Here is a 17526-nt window from a genome sequence, read left to right on the forward strand (position 1 = left end):
AATGCTGTCGACGGGGCTTGCAACTGCGACTACAGCATCAGCCCAAAAATCGGAATCTATTTTTGGAAAGCTCGATGGGTGGCTTCAATAGCCTAGAGCGCTGCTCAACATCTCAGGGTGCAAAATTGCGCGGGCGATAAACCGCGATTGTGAGAACACGGAGCGTGTTGGCAAATACCTCTCTTTCAAAGAGGGGTTTTATGAGAAAAGTAATATTTCCAATTTCAATCGCGCTTGTTTGTTCTGCCGCGCTGTCTGGCTGTGTGACTGACCAGCGTGCGGCCCGCTATCAATTGGAGCAGCAGAATGTGGGCGCGCTCAACTGGATGCAACAATCTGGCGAATACGAGGCGCTTGCCTATCAGGCCTTTAACAGTGCGCGCAAAGCGTTCGACACGGCGAAGGTTCGCAAAGGATACCGTAAAGCGGTGATCGTCGATCTTGATGAAACGATGATCGATAATTCGGCTTATGCCGGATGGCGTATCCAGCATAATGTGCCTTACACAGAGAAAACTTGGGCGCGCTGGATGGTTGCCGAACAGGCCCGATCTATTCCGGGTGCTGTCGATTTCGCACGTCATGTGAATTCGCATGGAGGCACCATGTTCTATGTCACGAACCGCGATGCCAAATCATTTGAACATACAGCGGCCAACATCAGGAAGCTCGGCTTTCCCGGTGTATCAACGAAGACACTGCTTCTGAACAGTGGCCAATCAAACAAGCAGGCGCGTTTTGATACCATTAAAGCGGCCGGCTTTGATGCGGTGGTCTATGTTGGTGATAATCTCAATGATTTCGGAGGTGTCACGTATCACAAGAACAACCAGCAGCGACGCGCTTTCGTTGCAGCCAATCAAGCGGCCTTTGGAACTAAGTTTTTCATGCTTCCAAATCCAAGCTATGGCGATTGGATTTCCGGCATGGCGCCGGAATATTACAAACAGTCTGTCGAGAAACAGTTGCAGATCAGCCGGGAAGCCATTCGTGCCTGGGCAGGTTGAAACAGTCCAGACATTGCGAAAACAAAAAAGCGGACCCGAAGGTCCGCTTTCTGTAATTCCAAAGCGATAAATATTAGCGCTTGGAGAACTGGAAAGAACGGCGAGCCTTTGCCTTACCGTACTTCTTACGTTCAACAACGCGGCTATCGCGAGTAAGGAAGCCACCCTTCTTGAGAACCGTGCGAAGGCCTGGTTCGTAGTAGGTGAGTGCCTTGGAGATGCCGTGGCGAACTGCACCGGCCTGACCGGAAAGACCGCCGCCAACAACAGTCGCAACAACATCGAACTGACCAGCGCGGTTCGACGCAACGATTGGCTGCTGCAGGATCATCTGCAGAACCGGACGTGCGAAATACGCAGCGAATTCTTTGCCGTTGACGGTGATCTTGCCGGAACCTGGCTTGACCCAAACGCGAGCAATCGCGTCTTTACGCTTGCCGGTCGCATAAGCGCGGCCCTGAGCGTCGATCTTCTGAACGTGAACCGGAGCGGCCTGTTCAGCGGCTACGCTGCCGAGTTCTTCGAGCGAGTTGAGCTGCTCAGCCATGATTATGCATTCCCTTTGTTCTTGCGGTTCAGCGCGCCAACGTCCAGAGTTTCTGGCTGCTGAGCTTCATGCTGATGTTCTGCACCTGCATAAACGCGCAGGTTCTTCATCTGACGACGGCCAAGCGGGCCACGTGGGATCATACGCTCGATAGCCTTTTCAAGAACGCGTTCTGGGAAACGGCCTTCGAGAATCTGGCGAGCAGTACGCTCCTTGATGCCACCTGGATGGCCAGTGTGCCAGTAGTAAACCTTGTCGGTGTACTTCTTACCGGTCAGAACAACCTTATCGGCATTGATGATGATGACATTGTCGCCATCGTCAACGTGCGGGGTGAAGGTTGCTTTGTGCTTACCGCGCAGGCGATTGGCGACGAGGGATGCGAGACGACCGACGACGAGACCTTCTGCGTCGATCAGAATCCACTTCTTCACCACTTCGGCTGGCTTCTGAGAAAAAGTTGCCATTGAAGTCTTCCTTGACTTAATCCCAGATCTTACGATCCAGGCTTTTCTTGTTGCTTGTGTTAGTCACGCCAATTGTAACGACGGCCAACCTTAAGGACGTTTGAAAGCGAGCTTCCTAACGCACTAGGCGGGTCGATACACAAACTCGAGAAGGTCGTCAAGCGCTGTTTTTACGACTGTTATTTAAAAATACAATAAAAACAATCACTTATGAATGAGGTATTATAATACCGTATTTTTTAACGCGGTGGAATGGAATAAGTCGCTGTTGCGTGGGCGATCAGCTCGTTTCGCTCATCACTGGTCAGACTTATATCCAGTACGGCCAAACGCTTTCCGAGCTTGAGAATCCTTGCCAACGCCTTCACCGTCCCCGGCGTGGCTTTGCGCAGGAAATTGATATTGAGATTTGTAGTTACGGCAAGCGCGACTGGTCCTATATGACCAAGAATTGCTGCATAAGCTGCCACGTCTGCAAGTGTGAAAAGAGAAGGACCCGAAACAGTGCCGCCGGGGCGCAAGTGCTGAGCATCGGCGCGAAGATGCATTGTCGCGACGCCGTCCTCTATAGAGACAATCTCAAAACTGTCGTCAAGTTGCGGAAACTCGCGCTTCATGAAGAGGCGTAAATCGTCAATATTCATGACTGGGCTCAAGGCCGTATGGTGTGCAGTATTGATATTCATTTCCTCTCCCTATCTTTAAGAACTAACGGGAGTAAGGCCGATCTTGCAAGCATGTGTTGCGATATGCCACCAATAAAGTCGAAATTTGCGGAGGAGGAACCAAATGCAGACACCTTCAGACAATCAAATTCGCGAAATTCTTCAGTCTGTCAAAACGATTGCGTTGCTTGGTGCGTCGCCCAAGCCTGAGCGCCCAAGCAACGGCGTCATGAAGTTTCTGCTTGATCGGGGATACCATGTCATTCCCGTTAATCCGGGGCAGGTGGGAAAAAGTATCCACGGACAGCAAGTAGTGGCCAATCTCGCCGATATTGATGAGCTGATCGATATGGTGGATGTTTTCCGAGCATCTTATTCGCTTCCGAGCATTGTAGATGAAATTCTCGCTATGAAGCAGCGGCCAGCGGTTCTTTGGACACAGCTCGATGTGGTGCATGAAGAAGCAGCAAAGAAGGCTGCAGATGCTGGTTTGAAAGTGATAATCGATCGCTGCCCAGCTATCGAATACCCGCGGCTGATTGGCCGATCGTAAGCCACGGAATTATTTTCTTTAATTGTATCGCTTGGCGCAAATTCCTCCTTTGCTTTCTTTGTGGCACAGCCTAACGTCCACTCGAATTAATTGGCATAGACTGTTAGGAGGAACTTATGTCTAAACGCTCACCCGGCATCGAAACACTAGCAGTCCATGCGGGCGCAAAACCCGATCCGACGACGGGTGCACGTGCGACGCCGATCTATCAGACAACGTCTTTCGTGTTCGATGATGCCGATCACGCTGCCTCGCTGTTTGGCTTGCAGGCTTTTGGCAACATTTATACGCGCATCACCAACCCGACTACCGCTGTTTTGGAGGAACGCATTGCTGCTCTCGAAGGAGGCACGGCAGCAGTTGCCACCGCTTCGGGACATGCCGCTCAGCTGTTGGTATTCCATGCGCTGCTGCAGCCGGGTGATAATTTTGTTGCTGCACGCCAGCTTTATGGCGGTTCGATCAACCAGTTTGGCCAGTCTTTCAAATCCTTCGGTTGGCAGGTTCGTTGGGCGGATGCAACCAATCCTGCGGATTTCGCTAAGCAGATTGATGATCGCACACGCGCAATCTTCATTGAGAGTTTTGCCAATCCGGGCGGTATCGTTGTTGATATAGAGGCGATTGCCGAAATCGCTCACAAATACGGTCTGCCGCTGATCGTCGATAATACGCTGGCATCGCCTTATCTCGTACGTCCGATTGAGCACGGTGCGGATATTGTTGTGCATTCGCTGACCAAATTCATCGGCGGGCATGGCAATTCAATGGGTGGTATTCTGATAGATGCTGGAACATTCGATTGGGCCAAGTCCGGAAACTATCCGCTTCTGACCGAACCGCGTCCAGACTATGCCGGTCTCGAACTGCACAAGACATTCGGCAACATTTCTTTTGCCATTGCTGCGCGCGTGCTTGGCCTGCGCGATTTCGGCCCAGCCATTTCGCCATTCAATGCGTTCCAGATTCTGACAGGCGTTGAAACGCTGCCACTGCGTATGCAGCGCCATGTGGACAACGCATTGAAGGTCGCTTCATGGCTGCATGGACATGAGAAAGTATCCTGGGTGAATTATGCCGGGCTTCCTCATGACAAGTATCATGCGCTTCAGCAGAAATACTCGCCGAAGGGCGCAGGCTCTGTTTTCACCTTTGGCTTGAAAAGCGGCTATGAAGCGGGCGTCAAGTTTGTCGATAGCCTCGAACTGTTCTCGCTGTTGGCCAATATTGGCGATACCCGTTCGCTGGTTATTCACCCGGCATCGACGACGCATCGTCAGCTGACCGATGAGCAGAAGGTTGCGGCGGGTGCAGGCCCGGATGTCGTTCGTCTGTCCATCGGCATCGAAAATGCTGATGATATTATAGCTGATATCGAACAGGCGCTTGCTAAGGTCTGATGTTATGAGCCTGCTTGTTGATTTCGAACTGACTGACGTTGAGCCGGAGGAGGGCGCACCTTTACCAGAGCGTGTCCTGTCGGGTGATCCGCGCTCCCGCACATGGAACCTCGAAGAGACTGCCGATGGCAAGCTCTTCGCAGGCATATGGGAAAGCTCGCCGGGAAAATGGCGTGTTGAATATGATGAATGGGAGTTTTGTCACATTCTCGCTGGTCATTCGGTCTTGACGGAAGAGGGTGGTGAAGCGCGCGCGCTTAAAGCGGGCGATAGCTTTGTCATTCGCCCCGGCTTCAAGGGCACCTGGGAAGTGATCGAAACCACGCGCAAGGAATATGTGATCCGGCTTTAAAGCCAGCGTCGTTATTGTTGGAAGCTAAAAGGCCCGGTCGCTATGACCGGGCCTTTTTCTTATGCGCCGTATGGCACCCAGATATTTTTGACCTGGACAGCCCTGCGCAAGTAATCGCGCCCTTGTGCTTCGCTGGTGTTGATCCAGTTCGGCACACGGCCATTGCTGACCCATGTGGCCTTGAGATTTCCGGCAGAAGCCTTCTCGACCATCGCGCTGCCTTCCTTAGAACCGAAGTACCAAAGGGCTGCCACTTCATCATGTTCAGCCAGTGTCTTGGCCAAGACATCACGCTCGCCGGTGACGATGTTGATCACGCCACCGGGTACGTCCGATGTGTCGAGCACCTGATAGAAGTCACCAGCGATCAATGGGTGTCTGCTTGAAGGCACGACCACAGCGCGGTTGCCCATGGCAATGGCAGGCAGAACCAGCGATACAAGCGAGAGCAGCGGTGCTTCATCCGGGCAGACAATGCCCATCACACCCCAAGGTTCATTCATGGCAAGCGTCACATGGCGCGACTTGGTCGAATGCACCGCGCCGTCGAATTTATCGGCCTGTGCCGCGTAATAGAAAATGCGGCGCAGTGATGCTTCGACTTCTTCGGTAGCTTTCTTTTCGCTGACGCCAGTGCTCTCAACGAGGCGAGCCACAAATTCGTCGCGGCGTGCATCGAGATTTTCGCCCAGATAATAAAGCACCTGCGCCCGGTTATGGGCAGTGGCGCTACCCCAGCTTGATGCTTTGGCCGCGGCCTCGACCGCATTACGGATGTCCTTGCGGTTGCTGATGCCAGCCTGACCGATGACCGCTCCGCCTTTGCCAGTGACCGAATAGCTGTAACCACCGTCCGGACGTGCCTGCTTACCGCCAATATAGTTTTTCATCGTGCGATCGATGCCGTCGATGATGATCTTGTCGTCGCCGGATGGTGAGGCGGAAGGTACGAAGTTTTCGATAGCCTTGGGAGCGTCGAGGGTTTTTTCCCAATCGGCTGAAAGATATTCATACAAGCCTTCGCGTGCACCCTCGCGGCCGTAGCCGCTTTCGCGATAGCCGCCAAAGCCTGCACCCGCATCAAGCATGTTGGTGCAATTGATCCAGACAACACCGGCTTTCACGCGGGCTGCGAGGTCAAGCGCAACATTGATGTTCTCTGACCAGATGGATGCGGCAAGACCGTAACGCGTATTGTTGGCGAGTGCCACAGCCTCATCCGGCGTACGGAATGTTGTGGCGGCGGCGATTGGTCCGAAGATTTCCACCTGGCAGACCGTTGCCGCCTGATCGACCTCAGTGAAAAAACCGGGCGCAATGTAATTACCCTTGGCAGGCAGCGGATTGGGTGTCTGCCAGAGTTGGCCACCTTCATCGATACCTTTCTGGATCAGATCGGATATGCGTTTCACCTGAGTAGGCGAGACAATGGCACCAACGTCGGTGGATTTGTCGAGCGGATCGCCGACGCGCAGGCTTTCAAGCCGCTTTTTCAGCTTGGCATAGAACCGATCTGCAATGCCTTCCTGCACCAGAAGACGTGAACCCGCGCAGCAGACTTCGCCCTGGTTAAACCAGATGGCGTCGACGACACCTTCAACAGCGGCATCGAGATCAGCATCTTCAAATACGATGAAAGGCGACTTGCCACCAAGCTCCAACGAGAGCTTCTTGCCAGAACCTGCAATTTGCTCGCGGATGATGCGACCCACTTGCGTTGATCCGGTAAAAGCAACCTTGTCGACGCCGTCATGACCGCAGACGCTCGCACCCGTTGTGCCATCGCCCTGTACGATATTGACTACACCGGCAGGCAGGCCAACTTCGTGGCAGATTTCTGCAAAGGCAATAGCGGTCAGTGGTGTGAGATCAGCAGGCTTCAAGACAACTGTGTTTCCCGCAGCCAAGGCCGGTGCGATCTTCCACGCCAGCATCAACAATGGGAAGTTCCAAGGGATCACCTGACCACAAACGCCAACCGGCGAGAAGCCCTTGAACTCATCTTCAACCATCTCCGCCCAACCGGCATGATGGTAGAAATGACGAACTGCCAGCGGAATATCGATGTCGCGGGTTTCACGCAGAGGTTTGCCATTATCCATAGTTTCCAGAACCGAGAGGAAGCGTTCACGCTTCTGGATATGGCGGGCAATTGCATAAAGGTATTTAGCACGTTCATGGCCCGATAGTTTCGACCATTTGCCAAATGCACCACGCGCGGCTTTCACCGCCTGATCAACGTCTTCCTGCGTTCCAAGCGTGATCTCGGCAAGCTTGTCACCATTAGCAGGGTTAGCCACGGCAATGGTTTTACGGCCTTCCGGTTTGATGAAAGTGCCGTTGATATAATGGCCGAAAGAATGGCCATGCTGCTCCAGCCACTGCTTCACATCACCGTTTGCTTCGGGGGAAGGTCCATATTCCATGGTCTTCAGAATGTCCTTGATGGGTCGCATTTCAAATTTTCCTTACGCAGCAGCGTGACGATTGGCGCTCGAATAGCGTCCGGTCACGAAGTGCTCTAATTGCCGTTCGATATCGCCAAGCATGGATGAGGCGCCTAAGCGGAAGAGATCTGGTTCGAGCCAACGATTACCGAGTTCTTCTTTCATGAGCGTGAGCCACGCGAGAGCGTCCTTGGCGGTCTTGAGGCCACCAGCTGGCTTGAAGCCGACGATCTGACCGGACAATTCGCCATAATCGCGCAGCGCCCGTACCATTGTCAGGCTGACGGGCAGCGTCGCGTTGACATCTTCCTTGCCGGTCGAGGTCTTGATGAAATCAGAACCCGCCTGCATCGCCACCATTGAGGCGCGATAAACATTGGTGAGCGTGTTGAGATCACCGGTTGCGAGAATGGCCTTCATATGCGCCTCGCCACAGGCTTCGCGCATGGCGGCAATTTCGTCATGAAGCGCGGACCAGTTTTGTGTCAGCACATGCTCGCGGGTAATGACGATGTCGATTTCGTGGGCACCCTGCTCAACCGCATAGGTGATTTCTGCAAGGCGCAATGGCAAAGGTGTCAGGCCTGCCGGAAAACCTGTTGCCACAGAGGCTACGGGAATGCCGGAGCCTTCCAGTGCTTTGACTGCATGGGATACCATGGTCGGATAAACACAGACTGCGCCGGTGGTTATGCCTGCATCGAGAAGGCCGAGGGCTTCCAGAATATCATCACGCACAGGACGGCGCGCTTTGGCGCAAAGTCTGCGCACACGCCCGGCAGTGTCGTCACCAGCAAGTGTGGTCAGGTCGATGCACTGGATTGCACGGATGAGCCATGCTGCCTGATATTCTTTCTTGATCGAACGACGTGCAGGCAGCGTTGCAGCGCGACGTTCCGAGGCGCTGCGGTTCACGACAACATCTTCAAACCATTCAGGCTTGAGCGGTGTGCCATTATTACGGGGAAGGGCTTCGGTCATTGTATTGTCCGTCTGTGAGGTTTGTTGACGTTCAAGAGCACTTAGGCGCGTTCGATCAAAGGCGCGTGTTCACGGCAGAACGTTTCAAATTCATCGGCACTGGCATAAGCCTTTTGCGTGCCGGGTCGGGTGATGGAATGAGCGGCATAAAGGGAGGCTTTGCGAAGCGCTGCTTCCACATCGCCCCTCTCTGCATAAAAGTGGGCAAACGAGCCGATAAATGCATCGCCTGCGCCAGTCGTGTCTTTCGGTGTGACTTTGACCGGCGGGATATTGACGATTTCAGTTGCGGTAATCATGCGTGCGCCACGTCCGCCCAGCGTCACGATGACCGTGCGGATGCCACGCGCAATCAGCGAGCGAGCGGCAACGACAATCTCATCATCCGTGCTGGTCGGAAGGCCAGACAAAATAGCAAGCTCGCTCTCGTTAGGCACAAGGAAGGTCACTTGCCGGATGCGCTCCGGATCAAGATCAGCCGCCGCAGGCGCGGGGTTCAATATGGTTTCGATGCCATTTTCAGCCGCAAAAGCGATTGTGTGGTAGACGGTCTCGACCGGCACTTCCATCTGCATGAGGATCAGGCCGCATTCCTTCAGATCATCGGCAGCCTTGTCGACTTCGGCGGGCAAGAGGTCTGCATTTGCACCTTTGACGATCAGGATCGAGTTTTCGCCTGAAGGTTCGACGAAGATGGGGGCTACACCGCTCGACTTGCCCGATACTTTGAGAACGTGTCGCGTATCGACGCCAAAGCTGTTGAGATTGCGGATCGTGTTATCGGCAAAGACGTCGTCACCAACGCGCGTTACCATCATCACGTCGGCACCGAGACGTGCAGCTGCAACAGCCTGATTTGCCCCCTTGCCGCCGCAACCAATCTCGAAAGTCGGTGCTTCAAGTGTTTCGCCGGGGCCGGGCATACGGTTCACGTAGGTGATGAGATCCACCATGTTGGAGCCGACCACTCCGATCTTTCTGGTCATGAGAAGTTCCTTTGAAATTTCAGAGTGCCCTGATCTTGGCTTCAAACTGTTCAGCGGCAGGCTGATCGAGATAGCCAACGCGCACGGGGAAGATGGCGCGTTCACCCGACGCCAGTATCCGCACATTGTTCTTGGCTTTTTCGGCGAGATAGCCTTCCGGCTCGCAGGTGGAAGGCAGGGCAAAGGCTGCAACCTGCGCATCACCGTTGACGAGAATCCACCGCACAGTTTTTGGGAAAGCCTCAACGGGATAGGAGATCGCAAAGCCGTCGCCATCGGCTAACTGCATCATCTGATGGGTCTTGCCATCGGCATCGGTTGGTAAGCCACGAATGTAGAATACCTGCTCTGGATCGTAGCGCTCCGGCTCATCGAGCACTTCCATCACGGAAGGATCTGCGGCCAGTTCATCAATCAAGGAGAGGTAATCGTCATTGGGTGTCACATGGCCCGGAACGGCCGTGCGAACCTGCACCTGATCCGGTGTAAAGGCGACCGGCTGCACAATGCGCGCGTCTTCGTCATAGGCGAAATTGACGTGGCACATATACATCAGCTCCATCGGAGCCGATGACAGGTTTTCGACATCCATGGTGATGTCGAAAAGCGTTTCCTTCGCATGAAGCCGAACGCTTGGCCGAGCGAGATAATGCGCGCCAAAGCCCATGACATATTCATATTCGCCAGTGACTTCGACAAAGCTGCCATGTTCATCTGCGCCGAACAAAAGGCCTGCTTTGTCCATCTTTGCGCAGGCCATTTCACCATGCAGAAGGTGATTATCCTGCGGCGAAGGGCAGCCATTGCGCAAGATTCCGCTGTGAAAAGCAAAGCATCCATAAGTCTCGACGATGGTCGTTGCCGGACGCGGCATGGAGAAGCTGTTGCCCATGGTGAGGTCAATGCCGTCGAACTCTGCGGCCCACACCATCTGCCCCATGAATGGAAGCACGATGATATTGCCGCGTTCGTTTTCGATCAGCAGAGCTTCGATGCCGCTTGGATAGCGAAATGCCGTCACACTCAGGCCGTCTGCATTGGCAATGACATGCGGCTGTTCGACAAAGTCCTTGCGACGAAGATGAAACTCAATATCCTGCATTTGGGATCACCTGCCTTGATTGCGCGAAGCATTGATCGCGATGACGAGGATGAGGAACGCGCCCCAGATGAAGTCGATCAGGTGGTTGGAAAACCGCATCATCTGGAAGCCGGAGGAAAGAAGCATGAGAGCGATCAGCGCTATGGCGATGCCCAAAACACGCCCTTTGCCACCAGCCGGATTGGTGCCACCCAGCACGGCGATCAGAACTGCCTGCAACAGATAGGACGCGCCATAATCGGACTTAGCCGCATTGGTACGTCCCGACAAAATGATCCCCGCAAGCGAGGCTAGAACGCCCGTCAGCATGTAGGAATAAAGGATCATGCGCTCTTTGCGGATGCCAGCAAACACGGCTGCGCGCGGGTTGGTGCCAATCAACATCAGATTGATACCAAGCGTGGTGCGCGTCAGCAAAATTCCGACGAGAATGCAGACGACAATGAACAACAGGAAAGGTGTAGCGATGCCCATGATCTTGCCATTGCCTACCCAGTTCCACGCATCAGGAAAGCCGACGATGGCCGGTCCACCCGTGAGTACCAGTGCCAGTCCCATCAAGACTTGTCCGGTGCCTAGTGTTGCAAGGATTGGCGTGATCCGCAGTTTGGCAATCAGCAAACCATTCACTAGTCCGGATAAAAGGCCGATCAGCATGGCAAGCAGTATGCCGATGATGGTGTAGAACAACATTCCAGAGCCCGACGTCTGCGCCGCCTGTACCATGCTTGAGTGGAAATAGACGCCAGCGACAATGCCTGCCAGATTGGCAATGCCGACGACCGAAAGATCAATCCCGCCGGTCAACATCGCGATCATCATTGCGATAGCCAGGATGCCCAGCTCCGGCATGATGTAGCTGATGGATTCAAAGTTGTAGTAACGCAGGAACTTGTCCGGGTTCATCCATGTCATCAGTGCAAAAACAAGCACGGTGATAACAACGAGCTGGATGATATTATTGTCTCCGCCAAGGATGCGGCGCATGTCGAAAGACTGTTTCATGTCGCTTTCTCCCTTTAGGCGATGCTTTTGCGATCACGCCATGCTGTGATGGCAGTGGCCGCAATGATGATGAGGCCAACCACAACGCGCTGCCATGTGGTGTCGACCTTCATGATGATGAGCGAGTTTTTGACCATCACGAGCATGAAGACGCCCATGAGTGTGCCGAGTACCGTTCCGCGACCGCCGAAAATCGACGCGCCACCGAGAACCACGGCTGCGATCACATCAAGCTCAAGGCCTACAAAATCGCGTGGATTGGCAAGCCAGATCATGGATGAATGCAGCAACCCCGCAAAACCTGCCAAGGCACCCGCCACGCAATAAACGAAGAAGATCGTGCGGCGCGTGTTAAAGCCGACGCGCTTTGCGGCTTCGGGCGAGCCGCCATAGGCATAAACACTGCGCCCGATCATGGTGTGAGTGAGGATCAGGTGGATCAGCAGGGCGAGCACCAAATAGACGAGGAACATCGCTGTGAGACCGAAGGTCGTGCCGGTAGCCGAGGTAAGCGAGATTATATCTGTCTTGCCAAACTCGATTAGCTCTTTGGGCATCTTGTTGATGTTGACGATGCTGGTACCAACGAGACCCAGCACAAGGCCGCGCACAATGGAGCCGGTGCCGAGCGTCACAATCAGCGGGATCATCTTGAAGCGATGAATGATGAAGCCGTTGAATGCGCCGAGCAGTAGGCCGATAAGCGTTGCCGCTACAAAAGGAATGAACACGCCGTCATAGCCAAGGTAAACCATGGCGCGGACGGTCAGATACATTGCCGCAATGGCAAAAGCCGTAAACGATACGTCGATGCCGCCGGAAATCATCACCAGCAGAACGCCAAGCGCCATGATGCCGATCACGACATTGGAACGAAGAAGCCCGAAAATATTATCCAGTGACCAGAAGGCCGGGTTGATAAGACCAATGATGATCATTGCGGCCAGAAGCACACAGGCAATGATGAATTCGGTACTGCGAAAGAATTTCATGTGCCGGTTCCTCAATTCAACGTCTTGAGCCGGTCATTGACGGCGTCTTCAGTCATGTTTTCACCGGAGAGTTCATCGACAAAACGTCCACGATGCATCACCAGCACACGGTTACAGTTCTGAACAAGCTCTGGCACATCATCGGAAATCATCAGAACGGCCAGACCTTCATCCTGTGCGAGTTTGCGGATGATGTTGTGAATCTGAGCTTTTGAACCCACATCCACGCCAACTGTTGGGCCGTTGAGGATCAGGATTCTTGCACCTGTCAGAAGCCAGCGCGCCAGCACCACGCGCTGCGCGTTGCCGCCGGAGAGATGGTTGACCGGCGTATGCGGGCCGGGGGCGACGATATTCATCGCAGAGAACATATCGCGGGTTGTTGCGTCAGCTTTTTTGCGATTGATAAATATGCCGCGCACGAATTTCTCAATCGAGGTCACAATAATATTGCGCTCAATCGACTGGGTGAGGAACAGCCCTTCGGTGAGGCGATCTTCCGGCACATAAGCAACGCCGCTGGCGATGCCTTCCTGCACGGTTTTGGGATGAACGGACTTGCCATCAATCCGCACAGCGCCAGTAAAATCCGGTTTCATGCCGAAGAGCGCCAGCGCAAGTTCCGTGCGGCCTGAGCCGATCAGCCCGGAAATCCCTACAATCTCACCAGCATGAAGTGTGAGACTGGCATTTTCCACGGCACCCGGTACGGTCAGATTTTCGACTTCAAGGCTTGGTGCGCTGGTCGCTCCATCACGCGGTGCCCAATGATAGCTGTGCGCCATCAATTCCTGACCGGTCATGGCGCGGGTGATAGCCGGTTCGTCAAATTCGTTGATCGGACCTTCCGCAACCTTCTTGCCATTGCGAAAAACCGTGAGCCTCTCGCTGATTTCCAGCATTTCGCGCATTTTATGGCTGACGAAAAGTACCGCGATGCCCTGCGCCTGAATATCGCGCACGATCTTGAAAAGTGCATCGACTTCGTTTCGGGTGAGGGCGGTTGTCGGTTCATCCATGATCAATAGCCGCGCATCAGCCATCATCGCGCGCGCAATTGCTACAATCTGTTTGCCGGAGGTTGGTAGACTGTCCACATCGGCATCCAGATCCATCTGAACGCCAAGACGATCAAGCGCCTGCTGCGCAAGTTCGCGCACGCGCTTCCAGTCAACAGCCTTGCGGCCTTCCATGAGAAAAGTATTAATCGCGAGGTTCTCTGCGACCGTCAGGTTCCCGAACAGGGAGAAGTCCTGATAAATAACCTGAATGCCGTGGTGCACGGATTTGACGGGATCAAGCTTGCCGACTGTCTTGCCGTCGATAAGGATTTCACCGTCTTCAGGCGTGTAAACACCAGACATGATTTTGATTACAGTGGACTTGCCAGAGCCATTTTCGCCCGCAAGGCAATGAATTTCGCCCGGCTTGATGGCAAGAGATACGTCGTCCAGCGCTTTAACGCCGCCGAAGCGCTTGCCGATATGGCGCAATTCGATGAAATTCTCAGTCATAAAGGCCTCGTGCAAGGCTGCAAATGCAGATGGAATGGGGAGAAAGAGGCGAGGGCCTCTTTCTCCTGTTCAGCAACGATTAAAAATCGTACTGATCCATGTTTTCCTTGGTTACGCCGACCCAGCCTGCGCCATAGAGCAGGTTTGGCTTGGAAGCATCGGGAGCGATCAGGCTTTCATAGCCAGGCAGGCCGAGATTTAGACCAGCCTTGATTTGCTCATTCTTCTTTTCAAGCGCTGCAACTGCCAGCATGTTCATGGCATAGCCTGCGACGGCCGGGTCCCAGAACTGAATGTACTGAACGTCATCATTCTTGATGTATTCACCGGCCACCGACACAAGACCTGTTCCTGCGAAAGAGACTTTGCCCTTCAGGCCACCTTCGGCAATCAGACGGCCAGCGCCAGCAGAAGTTGGCATCGGAGCCCCGAGAATGCCGGTGATGTCCGGATAAGCGGTCATCGCTTCTTTGAGCTTGTTATAGTCGGTGTTTGCATCGTCATAGGTTTCGAGACGTTCGGTTGCCTGCGACATTTCCGGGAAATTGGCCTTCTGGTACTCAACGGCACCATCAACCCATTCCATCTGTGACTTCGAGGTCAGGCTGCCGACAGTAGCAACATACTTACCTTTGCCGCCCATCGACTTGCCGAGTTCCTTCATCAGGTTCGCGCCGTAAGCCTTGTTGTCGAAGGCTTCGATGTCATAGTCGACATTCTGAATGTTGGAAGCTTCATGGCTGACGACGACGATGCCGCGTTCACGAGCCTTCTTCAAGACTGGTTCCACCGCCTCAACCGAGAACGGCACGATGGCAATAGCATCAACGCCCTGTGCGATCAGGTTTTCGACGATCTGCACCTGAGCTGCAGCATCTGCCTGGCTTGGGCCGACCATCCACACGTCGTTGCCGGTATCTGACTTGAACTGTTCAACACCATCACGCATACGGTCGAACCAGGCAATTCCGTCGACCTTAACAACCGTCGCAATCGTGTATTTCTTATCGTTTGCGGTTGTGATCAGATCTTTGTTGATCTTGGATGTATCGACGACGCCTTCAGCAAAAGCATGTGGCACGGCAACAGACATGGCAATAGCCATGGACGCGATAAACTTCTTCACCGGTATTTCCTCCCTGGAAATGAATAGCCCCCGCCTAAACGCATCATCGTCAGACGAGATTGGTGACTACTGATTTTTACGCTGGTGCTTCGCTGCTTGATGCTGACACCAGTGTCTCCTCCTTTGCAGCACTAAGCGCCGCAAATTCCTCTCTTTGGCGCTGGCTGCGTGTTGCGCTGCCGCTTGCCATAAATTCTTGTTGTCAGAACCTCCCAATAATGCGAATTATAATGTTACAATTCGATCATTATGTTTGGATCGTTTCATATTTCTGTTCGACCTGTCAAGTATGTGTCGTCGCAATTGCACCAATTGATGCGGCAAGTTAAACGAAGGTGAGCAGCAACCGAAATGGGGAATCAGTGAGCAGAATCAGCCGTAAAGACGAACGGATTGCCGAACTCGCAGCCCTTGTGGACGAAACAGGAGTCGTGCGTATTCGCGATGCGGCCTTGAGGCTCGGCGTGTCAGAAATGACAATCCGCCGGGATATAGGCAATGATACCGGACCGCTCAATTGTTTGGGTGGTTACATTATTCCTGTTCAGGATAATGGAAACGGCAGCGATTATGTCTTTGATTTTGAAAAAGACTGTCATGCCAACGCGAAGATTCTGGCATGTGCCGCTGCCGCCGCGCTCATCGAGCCGCATGATACCGTGTTCATCGATTGTGGCACGACAACACCGCATCTGGCGCAGTTGATTCCGCATAATCAGCACATCACTGTGGTTTGTTATTCCCTGAATGTTGCTGAGCTTCTATCTCGTCGGGATGATGTCCGGTTGATCGTGCTTGGCGGTGTTTATCACCCCGAAGCGGCTTCATTTTCGAGTGACGAGGGCATTGAAGTTCTCAAGCGCGTGAATATCAACAAGGCTTTCATGTCAGCAGGCGGAGTGGATGATCAGCACGGTGTAACCTGCTCTCACTTTCATGAAGTGCCGGTCAAGCAGATGGCGATGCAGCGAGCTTTACAAAAGCATCTGGTCGTTGATGAAAGTAAATTCGGCAAGGTCCGCGCTGCGCGCTTTGCAGGGGTGGCGGATTTTAATTCAATTGTTTCAGGCTAAACAATTTGCGCTCAAAGCCTTCGAGGGCTGATTTTCAGGAGATCTTGTTGCAGTTCAAGTTTTCTCTGACGGCACTCATCACCGCCATTGCTCTCTTCCTCGCGTTAGCGGCCTTAGCCACAGCGGGGGCTGGCTTGGGCTGGATAAGAAGCTTTCTGGGCGATGTGATCGCAGTGATCTTTGTCTATTCCGCTTTGCGCATCATGATTGATGGGAACAGGATCTTGTTGGCCGTTGTAGCCTTCTTGATTGGTGTCGCCATCGAGCTGGGTCAATGTCTCGCAAAGATTACCGGTATCGAAATTGGCAATCGAGCACTGAGGATCATCCTCGGTGCTACACCTGACTGGCTTGATGTGCTGGCCTATGGCATCGGTGCCGTGCTGATCATTGCATGTCTTGAGTTGTGCGGAAGATTGAAGTTTTCTCGTCGAACCTGAGTTTTTTGTTATCAAACTTTCTTTGAACACAATATCATTCTATACATCTCGGCGTAGGCATTGCTGATGAGCGCTGGAACGCGTCTGTCGCTCGCAATAGCCTTCATCAATTGACGCTTTTGACCACGGATGTACTGGCACTGGTAGACATTGATGATCAGGAAGGTCGGTGCATTTTTGCCCCGGCCTTTTTTGTTGCGCTGATTTGCTTGGGCCTACGCATTAGAGCGCCGTGCGCCCTCTTGGGCGCACGAAGGTCGCTCTAACACTTTATATCTACAGCATAATTTTACCTTAAACTGATTCAAGTTTAAAGAATTATGCTGTAGAGCGTATCGCGCTTGATCGCACCCACGGCACTCGCTCTAGGATTGCGGTGAATTCTCTGAAAATTCCAATGATATACATTGCCCCCCAAAGGCGAATGGTCTGAAGCTTGTGTCGCCCGGTTCAGATGTCGACACGCTGTTCGGCGGCTTCATCTTCAATCTGATCGGTCCACAGCCTATGCCATGTGCGTCCGCCGGTTTTGGCGTGGCTGGACTGATCGCCATCATCGAAACACGGGAGCGCAATGCTCAATGACAATTGCATATCTCGGCGCTCGAATGTGTTCGGCTGTTCGTGTCGCTATAAGAGATATTGCTCCATCGCAGCAACCAGCTGATCTGGGGCCGCATCGGCAGAATGTCTCTCAGAGAATTAGATTAAGCGTGTTCTGTAGTGAAGTAAACGTAACAATTAATATTATTAGAGCGTGGGGCGATTATTTTGAATCGTTAAAGAGGGTGATATTTGTTGGCATTTCGCGCTTTTTAGATTGATGATTCATTGGGTCAGGAGGAAAAGCTATGTTCCAGCAAGCTTAT

The 17526-nt window shown here is 53.2% G+C and carries 18 protein-coding genes; 7 read left to right on the top strand and 11 right to left on the bottom strand.

Going from position 1 to position 17526, the window contains the following annotated elements; translation table 11 throughout:
* Positions 1-200: 200 nt before the first annotated feature.
* Positions 201-1007, top strand: coding sequence for a 5'-nucleotidase, lipoprotein e(P4) family (locus OIV19_RS17600; RefSeq protein WP_264232465.1), 807 nt, complete (start codon positions 201-203; stop codon positions 1005-1007).
* A gap of 73 nt (positions 1008-1080) precedes the next feature.
* Here the strand turns inward: OIV19_RS17600 and rpsI are convergent, their stop codons facing one another.
* From rpsI to OIV19_RS17615, 3 genes are all read right to left on the bottom strand, one after another.
* A complete protein-coding gene (gene rpsI / locus OIV19_RS17605; protein WP_064320455.1) occupies positions 1081-1554 on the bottom strand; it encodes a 30S ribosomal protein S9 in 474 nt (157 codons plus the stop codon).
* Positions 1555-1556: 2 nt separating this feature from the next.
* Positions 1557-2021, bottom strand: coding sequence for a 50S ribosomal protein L13 (rplM, locus tag OIV19_RS17610; protein ID WP_095446418.1), 465 nt, complete (start codon positions 2019-2021; stop codon positions 1557-1559).
* A gap of 239 nt (positions 2022-2260) precedes the next feature.
* Positions 2261-2707: a PaaI family thioesterase gene (locus OIV19_RS17615; protein WP_151095515.1), complete on the bottom strand. Its 447-nt coding sequence runs from the start codon at positions 2705-2707 to the stop codon at positions 2261-2263.
* Between the two features lie 103 nt (positions 2708-2810).
* On the opposite strand from OIV19_RS17615, the gene OIV19_RS17620 reads away from it, so the two are divergent.
* From OIV19_RS17620 to OIV19_RS17630, 3 genes are all read left to right on the top strand, one after another.
* Positions 2811-3239, top strand: coding sequence for a CoA-binding protein (locus OIV19_RS17620; protein WP_264232471.1), 429 nt, complete (start codon positions 2811-2813; stop codon positions 3237-3239).
* Between the two features lie 116 nt (positions 3240-3355).
* Positions 3356-4639, top strand: a complete 1284-nt coding sequence (locus OIV19_RS17625) for an O-acetylhomoserine aminocarboxypropyltransferase (protein ID WP_264232473.1) — start codon at positions 3356-3358, stop codon at positions 4637-4639.
* Positions 4640-4643: 4 nt separating this feature from the next.
* Positions 4644-4991, top strand: a complete 348-nt coding sequence (locus OIV19_RS17630; RefSeq protein WP_264232474.1) for a cupin domain-containing protein — start codon at positions 4644-4646, stop codon at positions 4989-4991.
* A 59-nt stretch (positions 4992-5050) separates the two neighbouring features.
* Here OIV19_RS17630 and OIV19_RS17635 read toward each other — a convergent pair whose 3' ends face one another.
* The 8 genes from OIV19_RS17635 to OIV19_RS17670 form a co-directional block, all read right to left on the bottom strand.
* Entirely contained in the window at positions 5051-7447 is a 2397-nt protein-coding gene (locus OIV19_RS17635; protein ID WP_264232476.1) for an aldehyde dehydrogenase family protein, read from the bottom strand.
* Positions 7448-7459: 12 nt separating this feature from the next.
* Positions 7460-8419 carry a deoxyribose-phosphate aldolase gene (gene deoC, locus OIV19_RS17640; RefSeq protein WP_264232478.1) on the bottom strand — a complete coding sequence of 320 codons (960 nt, stop codon included), beginning with the start codon at positions 8417-8419 and terminating at the stop codon, positions 7460-7462.
* A 41-nt stretch (positions 8420-8460) separates the two neighbouring features.
* Complete coding sequence (gene rbsK / locus OIV19_RS17645; protein ID WP_264232480.1) at positions 8461-9405, bottom strand: ribokinase; 945 nt, start codon at positions 9403-9405, stop codon at positions 8461-8463.
* A 19-nt stretch (positions 9406-9424) separates the two neighbouring features.
* Positions 9425-10507 carry an aldose 1-epimerase family protein gene (locus OIV19_RS17650; protein ID WP_264232482.1) on the bottom strand — a complete coding sequence of 361 codons (1083 nt, stop codon included), beginning with the start codon at positions 10505-10507 and terminating at the stop codon, positions 9425-9427.
* Between the two features lie 6 nt (positions 10508-10513).
* Positions 10514-11512: an ABC transporter permease gene (locus tag OIV19_RS17655; RefSeq protein ID WP_151095497.1), complete on the bottom strand. Its 999-nt coding sequence runs from the start codon at positions 11510-11512 to the stop codon at positions 10514-10516.
* 14 nt (positions 11513-11526) lie between these two features.
* Positions 11527-12504, bottom strand: a complete 978-nt coding sequence (locus tag OIV19_RS17660; RefSeq protein ID WP_264232485.1) for an ABC transporter permease — start codon at positions 12502-12504, stop codon at positions 11527-11529.
* Between the two features lie 11 nt (positions 12505-12515).
* On the bottom strand, positions 12516-14018 hold the full coding sequence (locus tag OIV19_RS17665) for a sugar ABC transporter ATP-binding protein (protein WP_264232488.1): 1503 nt from the start codon (positions 14016-14018) through the stop codon (positions 12516-12518).
* Positions 14019-14097: 79 nt separating this feature from the next.
* A complete protein-coding gene (locus OIV19_RS17670) occupies positions 14098-15144 on the bottom strand; it encodes an autoinducer 2 ABC transporter substrate-binding protein (RefSeq protein WP_167388294.1) in 1047 nt (348 codons plus the stop codon).
* Between the two features lie 362 nt (positions 15145-15506).
* Between OIV19_RS17670 and OIV19_RS17675 the strand changes: the two genes are divergently transcribed.
* The 3 genes from OIV19_RS17675 to OIV19_RS17685 all read left to right on the top strand — a co-directional run bounded on the left by OIV19_RS17675 (position 15507) and on the right by OIV19_RS17685 (position 17242).
* A complete protein-coding gene (locus OIV19_RS17675; protein ID WP_264232491.1) occupies positions 15507-16217 on the top strand; it encodes a DeoR/GlpR family DNA-binding transcription regulator in 711 nt (236 codons plus the stop codon).
* 47 nt (positions 16218-16264) lie between these two features.
* Positions 16265-16657 carry a ribosomal maturation YjgA family protein gene (locus OIV19_RS17680; protein ID WP_264232492.1) on the top strand — a complete coding sequence of 131 codons (393 nt, stop codon included), beginning with the start codon at positions 16265-16267 and terminating at the stop codon, positions 16655-16657.
* 438 nt (positions 16658-17095) lie between these two features.
* A complete protein-coding gene (locus OIV19_RS17685; protein WP_191793814.1) occupies positions 17096-17242 on the top strand; it encodes a hypothetical protein in 147 nt (48 codons plus the stop codon).
* Positions 17243-17526: the final 284 nt, after the last annotated feature.

It is taken from the genome of Brucella sp. HL-2, assembly GCF_025846885.2.
Lineage (GTDB): Bacteria > Pseudomonadota > Alphaproteobacteria > Rhizobiales > Rhizobiaceae > Brucella > Brucella quorumnocens.

What these genes read in the sequence shown, in the direction of transcription:
- OIV19_RS17600 (WP_264232465.1), top strand. Translation starts at nt 201, where the DNA reads ATGAGAAAAGTAATATTTCCAATTTCAATCGCGCTTGTTTGTTCTGCC.
- rpsI (WP_064320455.1), bottom strand. Translation starts at nt 1,554, where the DNA reads ATGGCTGAGCAGCTCAACTCGCTCGAAGAACTCGGCAGCGTAGCCGCT.
- rplM (WP_095446418.1), bottom strand. Translation starts at nt 2,021, where the DNA reads ATGGCAACTTTTTCTCAGAAGCCAGCCGAAGTGGTGAAGAAGTGGATT.
- OIV19_RS17615 (WP_151095515.1), bottom strand. Translation starts at nt 2,707, where the DNA reads ATGAATATCAATACTGCACACCATACGGCCTTGAGCCCAGTCATGAAT.
- OIV19_RS17620 (WP_264232471.1), top strand. Translation starts at nt 2,811, where the DNA reads ATGCAGACACCTTCAGACAATCAAATTCGCGAAATTCTTCAGTCTGTC.
- OIV19_RS17625 (WP_264232473.1), top strand. Translation starts at nt 3,356, where the DNA reads ATGTCTAAACGCTCACCCGGCATCGAAACACTAGCAGTCCATGCGGGC.
- OIV19_RS17630 (WP_264232474.1), top strand. Translation starts at nt 4,644, where the DNA reads ATGAGCCTGCTTGTTGATTTCGAACTGACTGACGTTGAGCCGGAGGAG.
- OIV19_RS17635 (WP_264232476.1), bottom strand. Translation starts at nt 7,447, where the DNA reads ATGCGACCCATCAAGGACATTCTGAAGACCATGGAATATGGACCTTCC.
- deoC (WP_264232478.1), bottom strand. Translation starts at nt 8,419, where the DNA reads ATGACCGAAGCCCTTCCCCGTAATAATGGCACACCGCTCAAGCCTGAA.
- rbsK (WP_264232480.1), bottom strand. Translation starts at nt 9,405, where the DNA reads ATGACCAGAAAGATCGGAGTGGTCGGCTCCAACATGGTGGATCTCATC.
- OIV19_RS17650 (WP_264232482.1), bottom strand. Translation starts at nt 10,507, where the DNA reads ATGCAGGATATTGAGTTTCATCTTCGTCGCAAGGACTTTGTCGAACAG.
- OIV19_RS17655 (WP_151095497.1), bottom strand. Translation starts at nt 11,512, where the DNA reads ATGAAACAGTCTTTCGACATGCGCCGCATCCTTGGCGGAGACAATAAT.
- OIV19_RS17660 (WP_264232485.1), bottom strand. Translation starts at nt 12,504, where the DNA reads ATGAAATTCTTTCGCAGTACCGAATTCATCATTGCCTGTGTGCTTCTG.
- OIV19_RS17665 (WP_264232488.1), bottom strand. Translation starts at nt 14,018, where the DNA reads ATGACTGAGAATTTCATCGAATTGCGCCATATCGGCAAGCGCTTCGGC.